Origin of the sequence: Brachybacterium sp. ACRRE, from assembly GCF_022346485.1 — a bacterium.
GTDB lineage: Bacteria > Actinomycetota > Actinomycetes > Actinomycetales > Dermabacteraceae > Brachybacterium > Brachybacterium halotolerans.
Map to the genome: position 1 here is coordinate 34,554 of NZ_JAKRMO010000027.1, position 14,115 is coordinate 48,668.

Here is a 14,115-nt window from a genome sequence, read left to right on the forward strand (position 1 = left end):
GGTGCATGTCGCGTCGATGCGGCATGCCATGACCATGCCATGGCGGCACGTCGGCCGGCTGCAGGAGAGGCCCTTCGGCCTCCACCGCGACCCCTCGTCCAGAGATCTCTTGACGTCAAGATAATTCCGTGGTGTCATAGTGAGCAGAAGGAAGGCAAGGCATGCCTTACCTCAAGCTCGTTCACGGCCGACGGCGCCTCTCGCGCGCCGGCCCGTCCACTCCGGAAGGGAGACGCCACTCATGACCACAGACGCCGGACCCACCCGCGTCCAGCAGCTCTCCGCGTTCGTCGACCGCGCCCGCTACGAGGACCTCAGCGAGGCCGCCGCCGAGCAGCTGCGCATCCGCGTCCTCGACACCCTCGGCGTCGCGATCGGCGCCCTCGACGCGGAGCCGATGATCGCGATCCGCGAGCTCGTCGACGACCTCGGCGGCGCCCCGCGCTCGGGCCTCATCGGCGGCGGGCGCACCGCTCCCGACCGTGCCGCCTTCGTCACCAGCGGCCTCTCGCGATACCTCGACTTCATGGACTCCTACCTCGCACCGGGGGAGACCTGCCATCCCAGCGACAACCTCGGCGCCGTGCTGGCCTGCGCCGACTCCGTCGGCGCGAGCGGGAAGGAGCTGCTCACCGCGCTCGCCGTCGCCTACCAGGTCCACACCCGGCTGTCCGACGAGGCGCCCGTGCGCGCCAAGGGCTTCGACCACACCGTCCAGGGCGCCTATGCGGCGGCCGCCGGCGCCGCGAAGGCCCTGCGCCTGCCCGCCGCGCAGATCGCCCACGCGATCGCGATCTCCGGCACCGCGAACAACGCCCTGCGCGTCACCCGCACCGGGAACCTCAGCCACTGGAAGGGGCTCGCCTACCCGCAGGTCGCCAAGGAGGGGACCTTCGCCGCGCTGCTCGCCGCGCGTGGGATCACGGGCCCGGAGGAGGTCTTCGAGGGCAACAAGGGCTTCGAGGACTCCATCGCCGGTCCCTTCTCGATCGACTGGGAGGCCGAGGACCTCGAGTCCGTGCTGCGCACGATCATCAAGAAGCACAACGCGGAGATCCACTCGCAGTCCGCGCTCGACGCCGCCCAGGACGTGCGCGCCCAGGACGGCTTCTCCGCCTCCGCGATCACCGGCGTGCGCCTGCGCACCTTCGACGTCGCCCACTCGATCATCGGCGGCGGCGAGGAGGGCGACAAGCGCACCGTGCGCACCAAGGAGGAGGCCGACCACTCCTTGCCGTGGATGCTCGCCGCGGTGCTCCTGGACGGGGAGCTCACGCCCGCGCAGTACCACCACGAGCGGATCCTCGCCGACGACGTGCAGGACCTCATGCGGCTCGTCGAGATCGTCCCGGACGACGAGCTCTCGGCGCGCTTCCCGCAGGCCATGCCCGCCGACCTCGAGGTGACGCTGGCGGACGGCACCGTCTTCCGCTCCGCAGCGGACTCCTACGAAGGCTTCCACACCGACCCCCTGAGCTGGGGCGGAGCGCGTGAGAAGTTCGACGCGCTCACCGCCCCCTTCGCCTCGGCCGAGCTGCGCGATCGCATCGCCGGGATCGTCGAGGACCTCGAGCACCACGAGGTCGCCGACCTCGTGGACGCGCTCGCCCAGGTGCGCGGCACGCGCGCCTGACCCCGTCGGCCGCTCCCGGGACCGACCCGTCGGGCCCGCGTCGCGACCGCACCACGAACACCCCCGCTCTCACTCCAGGAGGAATCATGAGCAACCAGATCCCCTTCGACGTCTCGTTCAACTTTGTCCCCCGCGCGAAGCGCCCCCAGAAGCCGCGCACCGTCGGCCTCACCGAGATCCGCGCCCCCTACTACTCGACCTTCGGCACCCGCCACCTGAGCGACGTCTTCGACGTGGCGGGCCAGTGGGTCGACGGCATCAAGTGGGCCGGCGGATCCTTCGCACTGGTCCCGCCGGAGCAGGTGCGCGCCTTCTCCGACATCGCCCACGAGAACGACTCCTACGTCTCCTCGGGCGGCTGGCTCGAGACCGTGCTGCGCTACGGGGACGACGCGGTCGACCACTACCTCAAGGAGGCGAAGGAGGTCGGCTTCGACGTCATCGAGATCTCGACGGGCTTCATCATGCTGCCCACCTCAGGGCTCGAGCGCCTGGTCGAGAAGGTCGTGAAGGCCGGGCTCAAGGCCAAGCCCGAGCTCGGCATCCAGATCGGCTCGGGCGGCGACTCCGGCGAGGCCGAGCTGGCCGCCGAGGGCGCCAAGGACATCGGCGACCTCGTGGACCGCGGCAAGCGGGCCCTCGACGCCGGTGCGGAGATCATCATGATCGAGTCCGAGGGCATCACCGAGAACGTCCGCGAGTGGAACACCGGCGCCGCCGCGTCGATCATGAACGGGCTGGGCATGGAGAACGTCATGTTCGAGGCCGCCGACGGGCCCGTCTTCGAGTGGTACGTCAAGAACTACGGCAACGAGGTCAACCTCTTCGTCGACCACTCCCAGATCCTGCAGCTCGAGGGGCTGCGCCAGAACATCTGGGGCAACAAGTCGACATGGGGCCGGGTCATCAACCCCGCCTGAGACGGAGCACCTGAGACGGAGAAGGCGTCCACGACGGGCGCGGTACCGAGGACGGAGGCGACGCCCGGGAACGGGGGCGGGAGCGGGCGTGATGCCCGGGGCTCCCGCCCCCGTCCGCATGCGGGGACCTCACTCCCAGCAGATGCAGAACGGGTGCCCCGCAGGATCGGCCAGGACGTGGAAGCCTCCCGCCTGCTGCGGCGTCGCGGCCGGCTGGAGCATCCGAGCGCCGAGGTCCAGCACCTCCTGCAGCGCGGCCGGGGCGTCCGCGTGGTCGACGTAGAGGTCCGGATGGATCTGGATCCGCTGGCGCTCGGGACCCTGCCCCGGCCACTCGGGCGCCACGTGGTCCGGGGCGTGCTGCACGCCCAGCGCGATGCGGCCGTCGACGACGACGTCCCGCCAGTGCGCGAACGGACCCTCGTCGGGCCCGGCCTCTACCTCGCCGCCCAGGACCGCGGCCCAGAAGGCGGCCTCGGTCCCGGTGTCCGCGGCGTCCAGGACCATGAAGCTCTTCGTGATGTGCATGCTGCGATGCCTCCCGATGCGAGGGGGTCCGACGGGCCCGGACCCCGGACTCCAGCATCCGGGACCCTCGCGCGGGGCGCAAGCGCGGAGGCGGGATCGAGATCGTGACACAAATGTGATGAGTGCGCCCGGAGACCGCCCTCCGAGAATGCGCGAAAAGGCCGCGCCGGTGCTGGTCAGAGCGCGTTCCGGGAGGGGGTCGGATTCACGGTCCGAAATCTGCGGACACAGCACCCGGATCCGCCGGAAATCGGACGCGACGTGCGTTCCTGGGTGTTGCGAGGTTGAGAACCGCAGGTCAGGCGACCAGTATGGGACGTCGGGTCAGGGTCGGCCGCAGCATCGAAGAATCGTCATTCGCGCGCTCGAGAAGGCGGAGGAATCGCTCCGAGCGCTCGCAGAACCGCGGTTCCGGAGCGATCTGCCTGCCCCTGGCCGTTCGCCGGACGTCTACACGAGGGAGTCGATAGTGCCCGTCATCTCAGCCGACGGTCTCTTCAAAGTGTTCGGGCGCCGCCCGCAGCGGGGCGTCGATGCGCTGCGCCGCGGGAGCACCCGCGACCAGTTGCGCGAGGACGGCCTCACGGCCGCCGTCATCGACGCCTCCTTCGAGGTCGAGCCCGGTGAGATCTTCGTGGTCATGGGGCTGTCCGGCTCGGGCAAGTCCACGCTCATCCGCATGGTCAACGGGCTCCTGCCCGCGACCGCCGGAAGCCTCGAGATCGGCGGCGAGAACCTGTTCACGATGTCCGCGAAGCAGGAGCGAGAGGTGCGGCGTCGGCGGATCTCCATGGTCTTCCAGCACTTCGCCCTGCTGCCGCACCGGACCGTCGGCGAGAACGCCGCCTACGGGCTCGAGGTCAGCGGCGTGAACCGCGCCGAGCGGGAGAAGAAGGCGGAGCAGGCTCTGCAGATGGTGGGCCTCGAGGGCTGGGGCGGCTACAGCCCCTCGGCGCTCTCCGGCGGCATGCAGCAGCGCGTGGGCCTCGCCCGCGCCCTCGCCGCCGGCACCGACATCCTGCTGATGGACGAGGCCTTCAGCGCCCTGGACCCGCTGATCCGCCGCGACATGCAGGACCAGCTCGTGGACCTCCAGCAGCGCCTCGAGAAGACCATCCTGTTCATCACCCACGACCTCAACGAGGCCATGCGCATCGGCGACCGCATCGCGATGATGCGCGACGGCCGCATCGTCCAGGTGGGCACGAGCGAGGAGATCCTCAACGAGCCCGCGAACGACTACGTCGCGAAGTTCATCCAGGACGTCGACCGCAGCCGCGTGCTGACCGCCGGCGCGATCCTCGAGAAGCCCGCCGAGGTGCTCGGCACCGCCCAGGGCCCGCGCACCGCCCACAAGCTCATGCGCGAGACCCAGAACCCGTGGCTCGTGGTGCTGAACCGCGACCACACGCCGGCCGGAGTCCTCTGGGAGGACGACGTCGCCGACGCCGTGAGCGCCGGGCGCGAGGACCTGCCCTGGTCGAGCGTCCACGAGATGCCCGTGGTCCGGGAGGACACCCCGATCGCTGAGCTCTTCGCGCCGTCGGCCCAGCACCTCAGCCCCCTCGTGGTGGTCGACGGCGCCGGGAAGTTCACGGGCGTCGTGCCCCGCGTCACCCTGCTGACCGCCGCGGGCGTCGCGAACGACGAGCACCGCGGATCGCCCTCGGAGCCTCCGTCACCGCCGGATCCGACGGGGGAGAGCGGGCGCCCCGATGCGCCCGCCGCCGCCGTGGCGAGCGATCGCCGCACGATCTCCTCGGCGACTCTCGGAGACGCCGCGGACCGCGCCCCGCGCAGCGCGCATGACACGACCGAGCACCAGGGAGGGGAGGCCCGATGAACCCCGACGAGAGCATCATCCCCGCCATCCCGATCGGCGACTGGGTCGAGTCGGCCATCGACTGGCTCACGGACAACGTCGGCTGGCTGTTCGACGCCATCAAGCTGATCTTCACGTTCCTGGTCGAGAACCTCACCCTCGCCCTCACCGGGATCGCGCCGATCGCGCTGATCATCATCTGCGCCCTGCTCGCATGGGCCGTGCGCTCCTGGAAGTTCGCGATCGGCACCGTCATCATGTTCGCGCTCGTGCTGTCCATGGGGCAGTGGGTGCACATGATGGAGACCACCGCGCTGGTGCTGGTGGCGACCGTGATCGCCGTGGTGATCGCGATCCCAGTGGGCGTGCTCGCCGCGCGCAACCGCGTGGTCAGCGCGATCGTCAGGCCGATCCTGGACTTCATGCAGACGATGCCCGCCTTCGTCTACCTGATCCCCGCGGTCACCATGTTCTCCATCGGCGTGGTGCCCGGCATGGTCGCGACGATCATCTTCGCGCTGCCGCCCGGGGTGCGCATGACAGAGCTGGGCATCCGCCAGGTCGACGGCGAGACCGTCGAGGCCGGCGAGGCCTTCGGCGCCACCCCCTGGCAGATCCTGCGCGGCATCCAGCTGCCGCTCGCCGTGCCCACGATCATGGCCGGCGTCAACCAGGTCATCATGCTCGCCCTCTCGATGGGCGTCATCGCCGGCATGATCGGCGCTCCGGGGCTCGGCAAGCAGGTCGTCCAGGCGATCTCGAGCCTCGACCTGCCGCTCGGCGTCGAGGCCGGACTGTCCGTCGTCTTCCTCGCCGTGTTCCTCGATCGCCTCACCGCCGCCCTGGGCACGCCGAACCAGTACGGCAGCTCCCTGATCGCGCTCGCGCGGAAGGCGCGCGGCAACCGGGCGAAGAAGTCCGCGTCGGCCGCCGCGGCGTCGTCCTCCGCGAACGCCCCGAGCGCCTCGAGCGGATCGGCGGTCGCGTCCGCATCGGCCGACTCGAACGCCTGATCCCCGCCGCATCCCACATCCCGACCGAAGGAGAGAAGCAGAGATGAACGAACGACACGTCCTCAGCACCCGCCCCCTCGCCCGCCGCAGCGCCCTCGTCGGCGGCGCGGGCCTCGTGGGACTCGGCCTCGCGGCCTGCTCCGGGAACGCCACCACCGGCGGCGACTCGGGCGACTCCGGCGACAGTGGCGGCAAGGAGATCGTCATGGGCTACGTCCCCTCGTGGACGGACGGCCTGAGCACCGCCTACCTGCTGGACAACCGCCTCACCGAGATGGGCTACTCCGTCAAGCACCAGGAGATCGAGGAGCCCGCGGCGCTGTACGCGGGGCTCGCCAAGGGCGACATCGACATCTACCCGTCGGCATGGCCCGAGGTCACCCACAAGAAGTACATGGACAAGTACGGCGACGACATCGACGACCTCGACACGTACTACGGAAACGCGGTGCTCACCATCGCCGTCCCGAAGTACACGAAGATCGAGTCGATCGCCGACCTCAAGGGCAACGCCGACATGTTCGACGGGAAGATCATCGGCATCGAGCCCGGCGCCGGCCTCACCGGCGTGGTCAAGGACGACGCGATGCCCGCGTACGGCCTCGACAAGGAGTACGAGCTCGTCACCTCCTCGACGACCGCCATGCTCAGCGAGCTGAAGAAGGCGACCGACGCGGAGAAGGACATCGTCGTCACCCTGTGGCGCCCCTTCTGGGCCAACACGGCATTCCCCGTGAAGGACCTCAAGGACCCCGAGGGGGCCATGGGCAAGAAGGAAGGCCTGCACTTCCTGGGGAAGAAGGACTTCGCCGACGACTTCGCGGACGCCGCGGAGTTCATCGGCGGCATCAAGCTCGACGACAAGCAGTACAACAGCCTCGAGGATCTCGTGGTCAACGAGTACGGCAAGGGCAAGGAGGCCGACGCCGTCAAGAAGTGGCTCGAGGACAACCCCGACGTCCTGCCCGAGGTCAAGAAGAGCTGACCGGGGGGAACGCCCCGGAGGGCCCGCCGCCTCATGCGTGAGGCGGCGGGCCCTGCGCCGTCCGAACCCCCGCCACGCCCGCCCCGACCACGAGCACGAGGTGCCTCCATGACCGACGCCCCTGATCCCTCCTTCCCCGCCCTGCACCGCGTGCACCCGAGCGGCTGGATCAACGACCCCAACGGGATCGTGCGCACGGACGGCCGTTGGCACGTGCACTTCCAGCACAACCCGGCCGCGCCGCGGCACGGGGACATCCGCTGGGGCCACATGTCGTCCCCCGATCTGGTGAGCTGGCGCGCCGAGCCCGACAGCCTGAGCCCCCGCCCCGGCGAGGCCGATGCGGGCGGCTGCTGGAGCGGGGTCGCCCTCCTCGATCCCGCCCGTGACCACGCGCCCGCCCTCGTCTACTCGGGCGTCGACGGCATCGACGACGAGCACGCGCGGGTGATGCTCGCGCGCACCAGCGCGGACATGACCGAGATCCTCGAGCCCGGACATGTGGTCGCGGACGTCCCTGAGGACCTGCGCCTGCTGGGCGTGCGCGACCCCTTCGTGTTCGAGGCCTTCGGACATCGCTATGCGGTCCAGGGCGCCGGGATCCTCGACGCCGCCGGGACGGACGGGGACGATGCCGCCCCCGCGACGCCCGCGCTGCTGCTGTACGGCTGCGACGACCTGGAGAGCTGGGAGCCGCTGGGCACCCTGTTGACCGGGGAGGACCCGATCGCCGGGGAGATCGCGCCCGCGGAGATCTGGGAGTGCCCGCAGCTGGTGCAGGTGGACGGCGACTGGGTGCTGCTGCTCTCCCTGTGGGATCGCCGGGGCCCTGCGGAGGGGCGGACCTCCCGCACGGTGCACCTCGTCGGCGCCCTCGAGCAGGACGAGCGCGGGCTCCCGCGGTTCGTCGCCCGCGCCGGCGGGCCGATCGACTCCGGTCCCGATCTCTACGCGCCGCAGGCGGTGCAGGACCGCGAGGACGATCGCGTGCTGATGTGGGGCTGGTCCTGGGAGGGGGAGGAGCGCACCCAGGAGCAGGCCGACGCCCAGGGCTGGGCCGGGTGCCTCACCTTCCCCCGTGAGCTCGCGCTCGAGAACGACCGTCTGCTCGCGCGGGTGCCGCGGGAGATCGACGCGCTGCGGGCACGCGAGGAGCTCGTGATCGGCAACGCCGTCCAGGTCGGGGCGCCGCCGCGCCTCGAGGTGCGCGCACCCCACGGGGCGCGCGTGGAGGTGCTCGCTGCGGACGGCGCCTCCCACGAGGTCGTCGCCCTCGACGGCGCCCTGCGGATCTTCGTCGACGGCAGCCTCCTCGAGGCGATCGGGGAGCGCACCCTGCCGCACACGCGCCGCGTGCACCTCGCCGACGGCGAGCAGCTGCGGATCAGCGGCCAGGAGCTGCAGGCCTGGAGCCTGCGCATCCCCGCATCCTCGGAGTGAGCGCCCACCGCGTGCGCCCCCGGCCGCTGCCGGTAGCCTCGCGAGTGTGAGGATCGAACTCGTGCTCGGCGCCGGCTCGGCATTCGGGCTCGCGCACCTCGGCGTGCTGCGCGCACTGCGCGAGCGCGGCCACGAGATCGTGCGGCTGCACGGCTGCTCGATGGGGGCGCTCGTCGCCGGCGCGGTCGCCGCCGGGAGCGTGCGCACGCTCGAAGCGCTCGCGGATCGGGCGGGGCCGCTGGATGCACTGCGCCTGGTCGATCTGCACGCGCACGGAGCCGGTCTGGTGGGCGGACGCCGCATCGAGGACCTTCTCGCCGAGCTCTACGGGGAGCGCCGCATCGAGGAGCTCGACCTCCCCCTGCGCGTGGTCGCCACCGACGTCGCCACGTGGCTCCCGGTCTCGTTCGAGAGCGGCTCGCTGCGAGCGGCGGTGCGTGCCTCGATCGGTGTGCCCGCCCTGCTCCCTCCCGTCGAGATCGACGGCCGGGTGCTCGCGGACGGCACGCTCGTGCAGCCGCTGCCCGTGCCCGAGGAGCCCGATCCCCGGGCCCAGCGGGTGCTCGCCGTGAGCGTGCTGGGTCCTCCGTCCTCGGACCCCTGGGCAGCCGGCGTCCCGCGGCGACGCACCGCGCGCTACGTGATGGACTCCCTGAGCATCGCCCAGCACGGCATCGAGCAGGCCGTGCTGGCCGCCCACCCCGAGGTGGCGCTGCTGCAGCTGCCGACGGGGGACGGCGCCTCGGCGCTGTCGTTCCATCGGGCGGGGCGGATCTCCGCACGCGGCCATCTCATCGCCCGCGAGCAGCTTCCCGCCCTCGGGCTCTGAGAGCACCCGACTCAGTGACGGCGACCGGTGTCCGGGGCCGCCACCACGGTCGGCCGATGCAGGTGGAGGCGGGGGACCGTCCGGCACAGGCGCTCGCACACGGCGTCGACGGCGGGGACGCCGACCATCCCCACCCAGAGGGCGCGATCGCCCACGGCGGGGTCCTCGGGCACGAGCCACTCGTCGGCGAAGGCGCTCAGCGCCGCGGCGGCGCGCTCGCCGCGCGGCAGGGCCGGGCCGGGTCGGGGCTGGGAGGCCTCGGGGAGGCCCAGGGAACGGGCGGCCGAGGGATGCGCACCGCGCGCTCCCCACAGCGACTCGGCCGAGAAGGGCACGAGGCGCGGCAGCACCGTGAGCATCATGCGGCCGGGGAGATCGAGCGGAGGACGCCGGGCACGCGAGAGCTCGAGGACCACCGCGCCGCCCACATCCTCGTTCAGATGCTGGCACATCGTGAAGATGAGCCCCAGATCATGCTCGTCGCCGAGGATCAGGCAGCGGTCCGGCAGGTGCTCCACGTCAGTCCTTGCACTCGTGCTCCCCGGCGCCGATGACGGCCCGCCGGGCTGGTGGGCAGGGCTTGCGCCCTGCGGTGACGCCACCGTAGCCACGTCGCCAGCAATTTCGCAAAGCGTGACTTGCGGAAATGGACACGCGTCCGTGATGACGGGACGTCGGTCCCGGTCACGCATGGGCCCCGCGCGGTAGCGTCGAGGCGTGAACGCCTCCGATCCCGCAACCCATCCCGCCTCTGGCTCGTCTCCCGTCACCTCCCTCGAAAACCTCGCGGACGAGCTGCTCGACGCCGCGGCCTCGGCGCACAGCGGCCGCGCCGGCCGACCCTTCCACGGCATCGATGCGCATGCCGATGGCGGGACAGCGCACGGAACCGGACGCCCGGGCGTGCTCACGCAGATCGTCCTCGCCCTCACCGAGGGATCGCGGCTCTCGGATCACGAGAACCCCGGGGAGGCGACCCTGCAGACCCTCCGGGGACGGGTGCGGATGCGGGCAGGGGAGCGCACGTTCGAGCTCTCGGCCGGGGAGCTGCTGGTGATCCCGCAGGAGCGCCACGATCTCGTGGCCCTCGAGGACGCCGTGGTGATCCTGACGATCGCCCGTCGCACCGAGGCCGGGCAGGAGAAGCGGGCATGAGCGCGCTCGCCGTGGTCCTCGCCCTGACCTTCGTGTGGATCGGGCTGATCGTCGGACTCTCCTTCATCGAGGCGCCCGTGAAGTTCCAGGCGCCGGGCGTCACCCTCGCCCTGGGCCTCGGGATCGGCCGGCTCGTCTTCCGGGTCCTGCACGCCGTGCAGATCGCGATCGTCGTGGTGGTCGTGGTCTGCCTGGTGCTCGGGGCCGGCGCGGGCATCCCTGCGCCCGCCGTGGCGGGACTCGTGCTCGCGATCCTCATGCTCATCGGCCAGCTGGCCGTGGTCCAGCCTCGCCTGACCCGCCGCTCGAACGCCGTGCTCGCGGGCGAGGACGCTCCGCGATCACGCGCCCACCATGCCTACGTCGCCCTCGAGCTGCTGAAGCTCGTGGGCCTCCTGGTCGGCGGCATCGCCCTGCTCGCGCACCTGGTCGCGCTGGCCGGCTGAACGGAGCGACCGGTCTCCGCCCGGACGGTGTCGCGCCGGAAAAGCGCTCGCGCCCTTCGAGGTGCTGCCCGCAGACTGGTGGCGAGCATCGGGCACGGAGCGGCATCGAGGTCTTCCGCAGATGTCCCGCGTCTTGACCGGTCCGCGCTGCTCGGGCATCAGCCCTTCGGGGCCCGGGGTTCGACTCCCCAGACACAAGGTCGTCGCCGGCTGCGGGTTCGCCGCGGAACGGACCAGCGGCCCGGGTCCGATCCTGTGCACGCCGGTGCGCCGGCCTCGGCAGGGGACGCCCCGGGGCCCCGTCCCTCCGCGTCCGCGCCCGGCGACGACCGCACACACTCAGCCTCAGCATGGACTCCAGGAGGGACGCGACATGATCCTCAGCCGACGCCGCAGCGCCTCGGCGGCCTTCGCCGTCGTGGACGAGGGCTCCGCCACGTGGGAGCGGGCTGCGCTTCTCTCGCCCGTCGCCGTGCCCGGCAGCGCTGTGGTGCGCGCCCGCGGGGAGCGGCTCGAGAAGATCTCGCGCCGCGAGGTCGCGCGCCCTGCGGACCGGTTCCGCCAGGTCGACATGCGCCGGCGCCAGCTCGTGCTGAGCCCGCAGTCGATCCCCGCCGCCGAGGGCATCGACGTGCACGTCACGGCCGTCGTCACCGTGCGGGTGGGCGATCCCGTCGCCTTCGCCGCGGCCGCCGAGGATCCCGACGCCGAGGTCTACCTCGCGGTGCAGATCGCGCTGCGCGACGCCGTCGCCGCGGTCCCCCTGGATGACGTCCTGCAGCGTCGCGTGGATCTCGACGGCGTGCGCCGCGCCGCGAGCCTGGCAGCCGCTGGGGTGGGTCTCGAGCTTGTCGCGGTGGTCCTCAAGGACGCCTCGGCCCCGCGCCAGGTCGCACTCGCGCGCGAGGAGGAGCAGGTCGTCCAGATCACCTCCCGCACCGCGATGGAGCGTGCCCGTGCCGAGGTCAAGGCCACCCGCGCCCGCCTCGCCGCCGCGCAGATGCTCGAACGGAGCCCGATCCTGGCCGGCGTGCGACTGCTCGAGGCACTTCCTGCCGGCGCGACTCTCAAGGTCGATGCCGGGACGCTGCCGGGCCTGAGCGGCACGGTGAGCGGGACCGGCACGAGCGACGACGCCTGAGGCGACAGCAGGCGCTGGACATGACGACGGCCCGGACACCAGGGTGTCCGGGCCGTCGGATGTCGGCTGTCCGGCTCGCGGCCGCTCAGGCCGCGAGCGGGTCAGGCGTCGATCGCGGAGCGATCACTCCTCGTCGGAGACCGCCGGGGTGCGCGCGCCGAGCTCGGCGTCCAGGCGCAGGATGCCCGAGCCGTCGTCGCCCACGCGCTTCACGCGGCCGATGATCTCGGAGACGGTCGACTCCTCCTCGATCTGCTCGTCGATGAACCACTGCAGCAGCGGCACCGAGTCGAGGTCGCCCTCCTTGTCGGCCGAGCGGTAGAGCTCGCGGATCGACTCGGAGACCTTCTCCTCGTGGGCGAGGGCCGCCTCGAAGATCGCCAGCACCGAGAGGCCGGGAGCGACCTCGGGGGCGGCGATGGTGCCGATCTGGGCGTGGTTGCCGCGGTCGGAGACGTGGGCGATGAACTTGTTGGCGTGGACCAGCTCCTCCTCGGCCTGGGCCTGGAGCCAGGCGGCGATGCCGGGGAGGTCCTGCTCGTCCGCCTCGACGGCGAGCTGACGGTAGGTGGCGAATGCGGCGAGCTCCAGGGTGATCTGGGCCTGGAACTTCTTCTCGAGATCAGTGCTCATCTTCATGGAGCTGACACTAGCCGCCCGATCCGTCGTTGTCAGCCATGAGAAGGCTCGGCTTCGTCGCCGAGCAGTATGCCTTGGTCGCGCGCACCAGCGCCCCTTCCCGGAGTCGGCGGGACGGATATCGGTGCAGGTGAGGGAGAGATCCTGGGGTCCGTTGGGCGGTGACGGCGCCTCGGGGGCGCAGGCCGGACCGCGCGCGGGTACCCGACAGCGGGAACGGGTGTGACCAGGGCTACTCGCGGGTCGCGCGAGCTCAGGGGATGTCGGCCGCCGGAAGCCCCTCGATCGCCCCGGACACAGGCCCTCAGCCGTCGGACGAACCTCCGTCGGACACCTCGCCGTCACCGCCGAACAGGGCTTGCCCGAACATCGTCTCGCCCTCGGCGACGCCCGGCAGGATCGCGAACAGGCCGCTCGCGACGTGCTGGAGGTACTCGGTGAGGGCGTCGTGCTTGGTCATCCGGTCCAGGACCGGGTAGAAGCCCGTGCGGGGATCGCGCACGAACGCCTCGAAGAACAGCCCCGCGTTGATGCGGCCCAGCGAGTCGCTGCCCTCCGTGAAGTTGAAGCCGCGGCGCAGCATGCGCGCCCCGTCGTTCTGGTCGGGGGAGACCATGCGGATGTGGGCGTCGGTCGGGATCAGCGGTGAGGCGGATCCTCCGGCCGCGAGGTCCGGCGCCGTGAACTCCTGCGAGGCCGCGGTCGGGTCGGTGATCGACAGCGGAGCGCCGAAGCGCTTGTCGCGGCCGATGATCTCCTCCTGCTCGATCAGGCGCAGACGGTCCCACACCTCGAGCTCCATCCGGATCTTGCGGATGATCAGGTAGGTGCCGCCGCGCAGCCAGTCCGCGCCGTCGTCGTCCGCTCCCACCCAGAGGTGCTCGGCCAGCGCCTCCGCGCCGTCCTCCGCCTTCATGTTGGAGGTGCCGTCCTTGAAGCCGAAGAGGTTGCGGGGAGTCTCCTGCGCGGTCGAGGTCGAGGAGGTGCGGCCGTAGCCGATCTGGGTCCAGCGCAGCGCGGCCGATCCGAAGGCCAGACGGGTGAGATTGCGGATCGCATGCATCGCGACCTGGGCGTCGTCCGCGCAGGCCTGCACCACGAGGTCCCCGTCGGACTGGGCCTCGCGCAGCGTCTCGTTGGCGAAGCGCGGCACCCCCTGGGTGAGCACCTCGGTCGCGCGCGAGGCGAGGCCGAAGCGGTCCCTGCCGTCCTCGTCGCGGAACAGGGACGGGCCCACGCCCACGGTGATCGTCAGCGAGCTGGGCGGATATCCCCAGGCCTCGCCGGTGTCGCGCGGGGCCGCCTGCCGGTTCGCGAGCGGCTGCCCGCCCACGAGCTCGCCCGCGCACATCTGCTCGCTCGCCGTGCACCAGGTGCCCATGAGCTCGCGCAGGCCGGCCAGGCTCGTGGCGGTGACGTCGTAGGCGGCGGTGAACAGGTAGTCCTGCGCGGGCGTGACGATGCCCTGCTGGTGCTCCCCGCGGAACGGGTGGGAGGTCTCCAGTGGATCAGGGGTCGACGCGGGCGGGGGAGCCGCGGCCCGCCCGCCCGTGTAGCCCAGCAG

At 71.6% G+C, this 14,115-nt stretch carries 14 protein-coding genes; 10 read left to right on the plus strand and 4 right to left on the minus strand.

Features of this window, described 5'->3' with window-relative positions; genetic code table 11:
• The first annotated feature begins 241 nt into the window (after nt 1-241).
• Both MHY49_RS09670 and MHY49_RS09675 read left to right on the plus strand, forming a co-directional pair.
• Nucleotides 242-1,633 (plus strand): MmgE/PrpD family protein, encoded by a 1,392-nt coding sequence (locus MHY49_RS09670; protein WP_239203787.1) that lies wholly within the window; start codon nt 242-244, stop codon nt 1,631-1,633.
• Between the two features lie 86 nt (nt 1,634-1,719).
• Nucleotides 1,720-2,553 carry a phosphosulfolactate synthase gene (locus tag MHY49_RS09675; protein ID WP_239203788.1) on the plus strand — a complete coding sequence of 278 codons (834 nt, stop codon included), beginning with the start codon at nt 1,720-1,722 and terminating at the stop codon, nt 2,551-2,553.
• A gap of 129 nt (nt 2,554-2,682) precedes the next feature.
• On the opposite strand, the gene MHY49_RS09680 is transcribed toward MHY49_RS09675, so the two are convergent.
• On the minus strand, nt 2,683-3,081 hold the full coding sequence (locus MHY49_RS09680) for a VOC family protein (RefSeq protein ID WP_239203789.1): 399 nt from the start codon (nt 3,079-3,081) through the stop codon (nt 2,683-2,685).
• Between the two features lie 469 nt (nt 3,082-3,550).
• Here MHY49_RS09680 and MHY49_RS09685 point away from each other — a divergent pair, with 469 nt between their 5' ends.
• The 5 genes from MHY49_RS09685 to MHY49_RS09705 all read left to right on the plus strand — a co-directional run bounded on the left by MHY49_RS09685 (nt 3,551) and on the right by MHY49_RS09705 (nt 9,170).
• A complete protein-coding gene (locus MHY49_RS09685; protein WP_239203790.1) occupies nt 3,551-4,924 on the plus strand; it encodes a glycine betaine/L-proline ABC transporter ATP-binding protein in 1,374 nt (457 codons plus the stop codon).
• Complete coding sequence (locus tag MHY49_RS09690) at nt 4,921-5,916, plus strand: proline/glycine betaine ABC transporter permease (RefSeq protein WP_239203791.1); 996 nt, start codon at nt 4,921-4,923, stop codon at nt 5,914-5,916. The genes MHY49_RS09685 and MHY49_RS09690 overlap by 4 nt, the downstream gene beginning before the upstream one ends.
• Nucleotides 5,917-5,959: 43 nt before the next feature.
• On the plus strand, nt 5,960-6,901 hold the full coding sequence (locus tag MHY49_RS09695; protein WP_239203792.1) for a glycine betaine ABC transporter substrate-binding protein: 942 nt from the start codon (nt 5,960-5,962) through the stop codon (nt 6,899-6,901).
• A 108-nt stretch (nt 6,902-7,009) separates the two neighbouring features.
• The gene (locus MHY49_RS09700) at nt 7,010-8,341 is read left to right on the plus strand and encodes a glycoside hydrolase family 32 protein (RefSeq protein WP_239203793.1); all 1,332 of its coding nucleotides are present in this window, start codon (nt 7,010-7,012) and stop codon (nt 8,339-8,341) included.
• A 46-nt stretch (nt 8,342-8,387) separates the two neighbouring features.
• Nucleotides 8,388-9,170 carry a patatin-like phospholipase family protein gene (locus tag MHY49_RS09705; protein ID WP_239203794.1) on the plus strand — a complete coding sequence of 261 codons (783 nt, stop codon included), beginning with the start codon at nt 8,388-8,390 and terminating at the stop codon, nt 9,168-9,170.
• An 11-nt stretch (nt 9,171-9,181) separates the two neighbouring features.
• Here MHY49_RS09705 and MHY49_RS09710 read toward each other — a convergent pair whose 3' ends face one another.
• On the minus strand, nt 9,182-9,688 hold the full coding sequence (locus MHY49_RS09710) for a hypothetical protein (protein WP_239203795.1): 507 nt from the start codon (nt 9,686-9,688) through the stop codon (nt 9,182-9,184).
• Nucleotides 9,689-9,887: 199 nt separating this feature from the next.
• Between MHY49_RS09710 and MHY49_RS09715 the strand changes: the two genes are divergently transcribed.
• From MHY49_RS09715 to MHY49_RS09725, 3 genes are all read left to right on the plus strand, one after another.
• Complete coding sequence (locus MHY49_RS09715) at nt 9,888-10,325, plus strand: cupin domain-containing protein (protein WP_239203796.1); 438 nt, start codon at nt 9,888-9,890, stop codon at nt 10,323-10,325.
• Complete coding sequence (locus MHY49_RS09720; protein WP_239203797.1) at nt 10,322-10,771, plus strand: hypothetical protein; 450 nt, start codon at nt 10,322-10,324, stop codon at nt 10,769-10,771. The genes MHY49_RS09715 and MHY49_RS09720 overlap by 4 nt, the downstream gene beginning before the upstream one ends.
• A 373-nt stretch (nt 10,772-11,144) precedes the next feature.
• Nucleotides 11,145-11,912, plus strand: a complete 768-nt coding sequence (locus MHY49_RS09725) for an SPFH domain-containing protein (RefSeq protein ID WP_239203798.1) — start codon at nt 11,145-11,147, stop codon at nt 11,910-11,912.
• 123 nt (nt 11,913-12,035) lie between these two features.
• Here the strand turns inward: MHY49_RS09725 and MHY49_RS09730 are convergent, their stop codons facing one another.
• Both MHY49_RS09730 and MHY49_RS09735 read right to left on the minus strand, forming a co-directional pair.
• Nucleotides 12,036-12,551, minus strand: a complete 516-nt coding sequence (locus tag MHY49_RS09730; RefSeq protein WP_152352089.1) for a ferritin — start codon at nt 12,549-12,551, stop codon at nt 12,036-12,038.
• A 304-nt stretch (nt 12,552-12,855) separates the two neighbouring features.
• The coding region (locus tag MHY49_RS09735) for a Dyp-type peroxidase (RefSeq protein WP_239203799.1) at nt 12,856-14,115 on the minus strand (1,260 nt) is incomplete at its 5' end.

Excerpts from the sequence above, each read along its gene's own strand:
- MHY49_RS09670 (WP_239203787.1), top strand. The coding sequence starts at position 242 with ATGACCACAGACGCCGGACCCACCCGCGTCCAGCAGCTCTCCGCGTTC.
- MHY49_RS09690 (WP_239203791.1), top strand. The coding sequence starts at position 4,921 with ATGAACCCCGACGAGAGCATCATCCCCGCCATCCCGATCGGCGACTGG.
- MHY49_RS09695 (WP_239203792.1), top strand. The coding sequence starts at position 5,960 with ATGAACGAACGACACGTCCTCAGCACCCGCCCCCTCGCCCGCCGCAGC.
- MHY49_RS09720 (WP_239203797.1), top strand. The coding sequence starts at position 10,322 with ATGAGCGCGCTCGCCGTGGTCCTCGCCCTGACCTTCGTGTGGATCGGG.
- MHY49_RS09730 (WP_152352089.1), bottom strand. The coding sequence starts at position 12,551 with ATGAAGATGAGCACTGATCTCGAGAAGAAGTTCCAGGCCCAGATCACC.
- MHY49_RS09680 (WP_239203789.1), bottom strand. The coding sequence starts at position 3,081 with ATGCACATCACGAAGAGCTTCATGGTCCTGGACGCCGCGGACACCGGG.
- MHY49_RS09725 (WP_239203798.1), top strand. The coding sequence starts at position 11,145 with ATGATCCTCAGCCGACGCCGCAGCGCCTCGGCGGCCTTCGCCGTCGTG.
- MHY49_RS09675 (WP_239203788.1), top strand. The coding sequence starts at position 1,720 with ATGAGCAACCAGATCCCCTTCGACGTCTCGTTCAACTTTGTCCCCCGC.
- MHY49_RS09700 (WP_239203793.1), top strand. The coding sequence starts at position 7,010 with ATGACCGACGCCCCTGATCCCTCCTTCCCCGCCCTGCACCGCGTGCAC.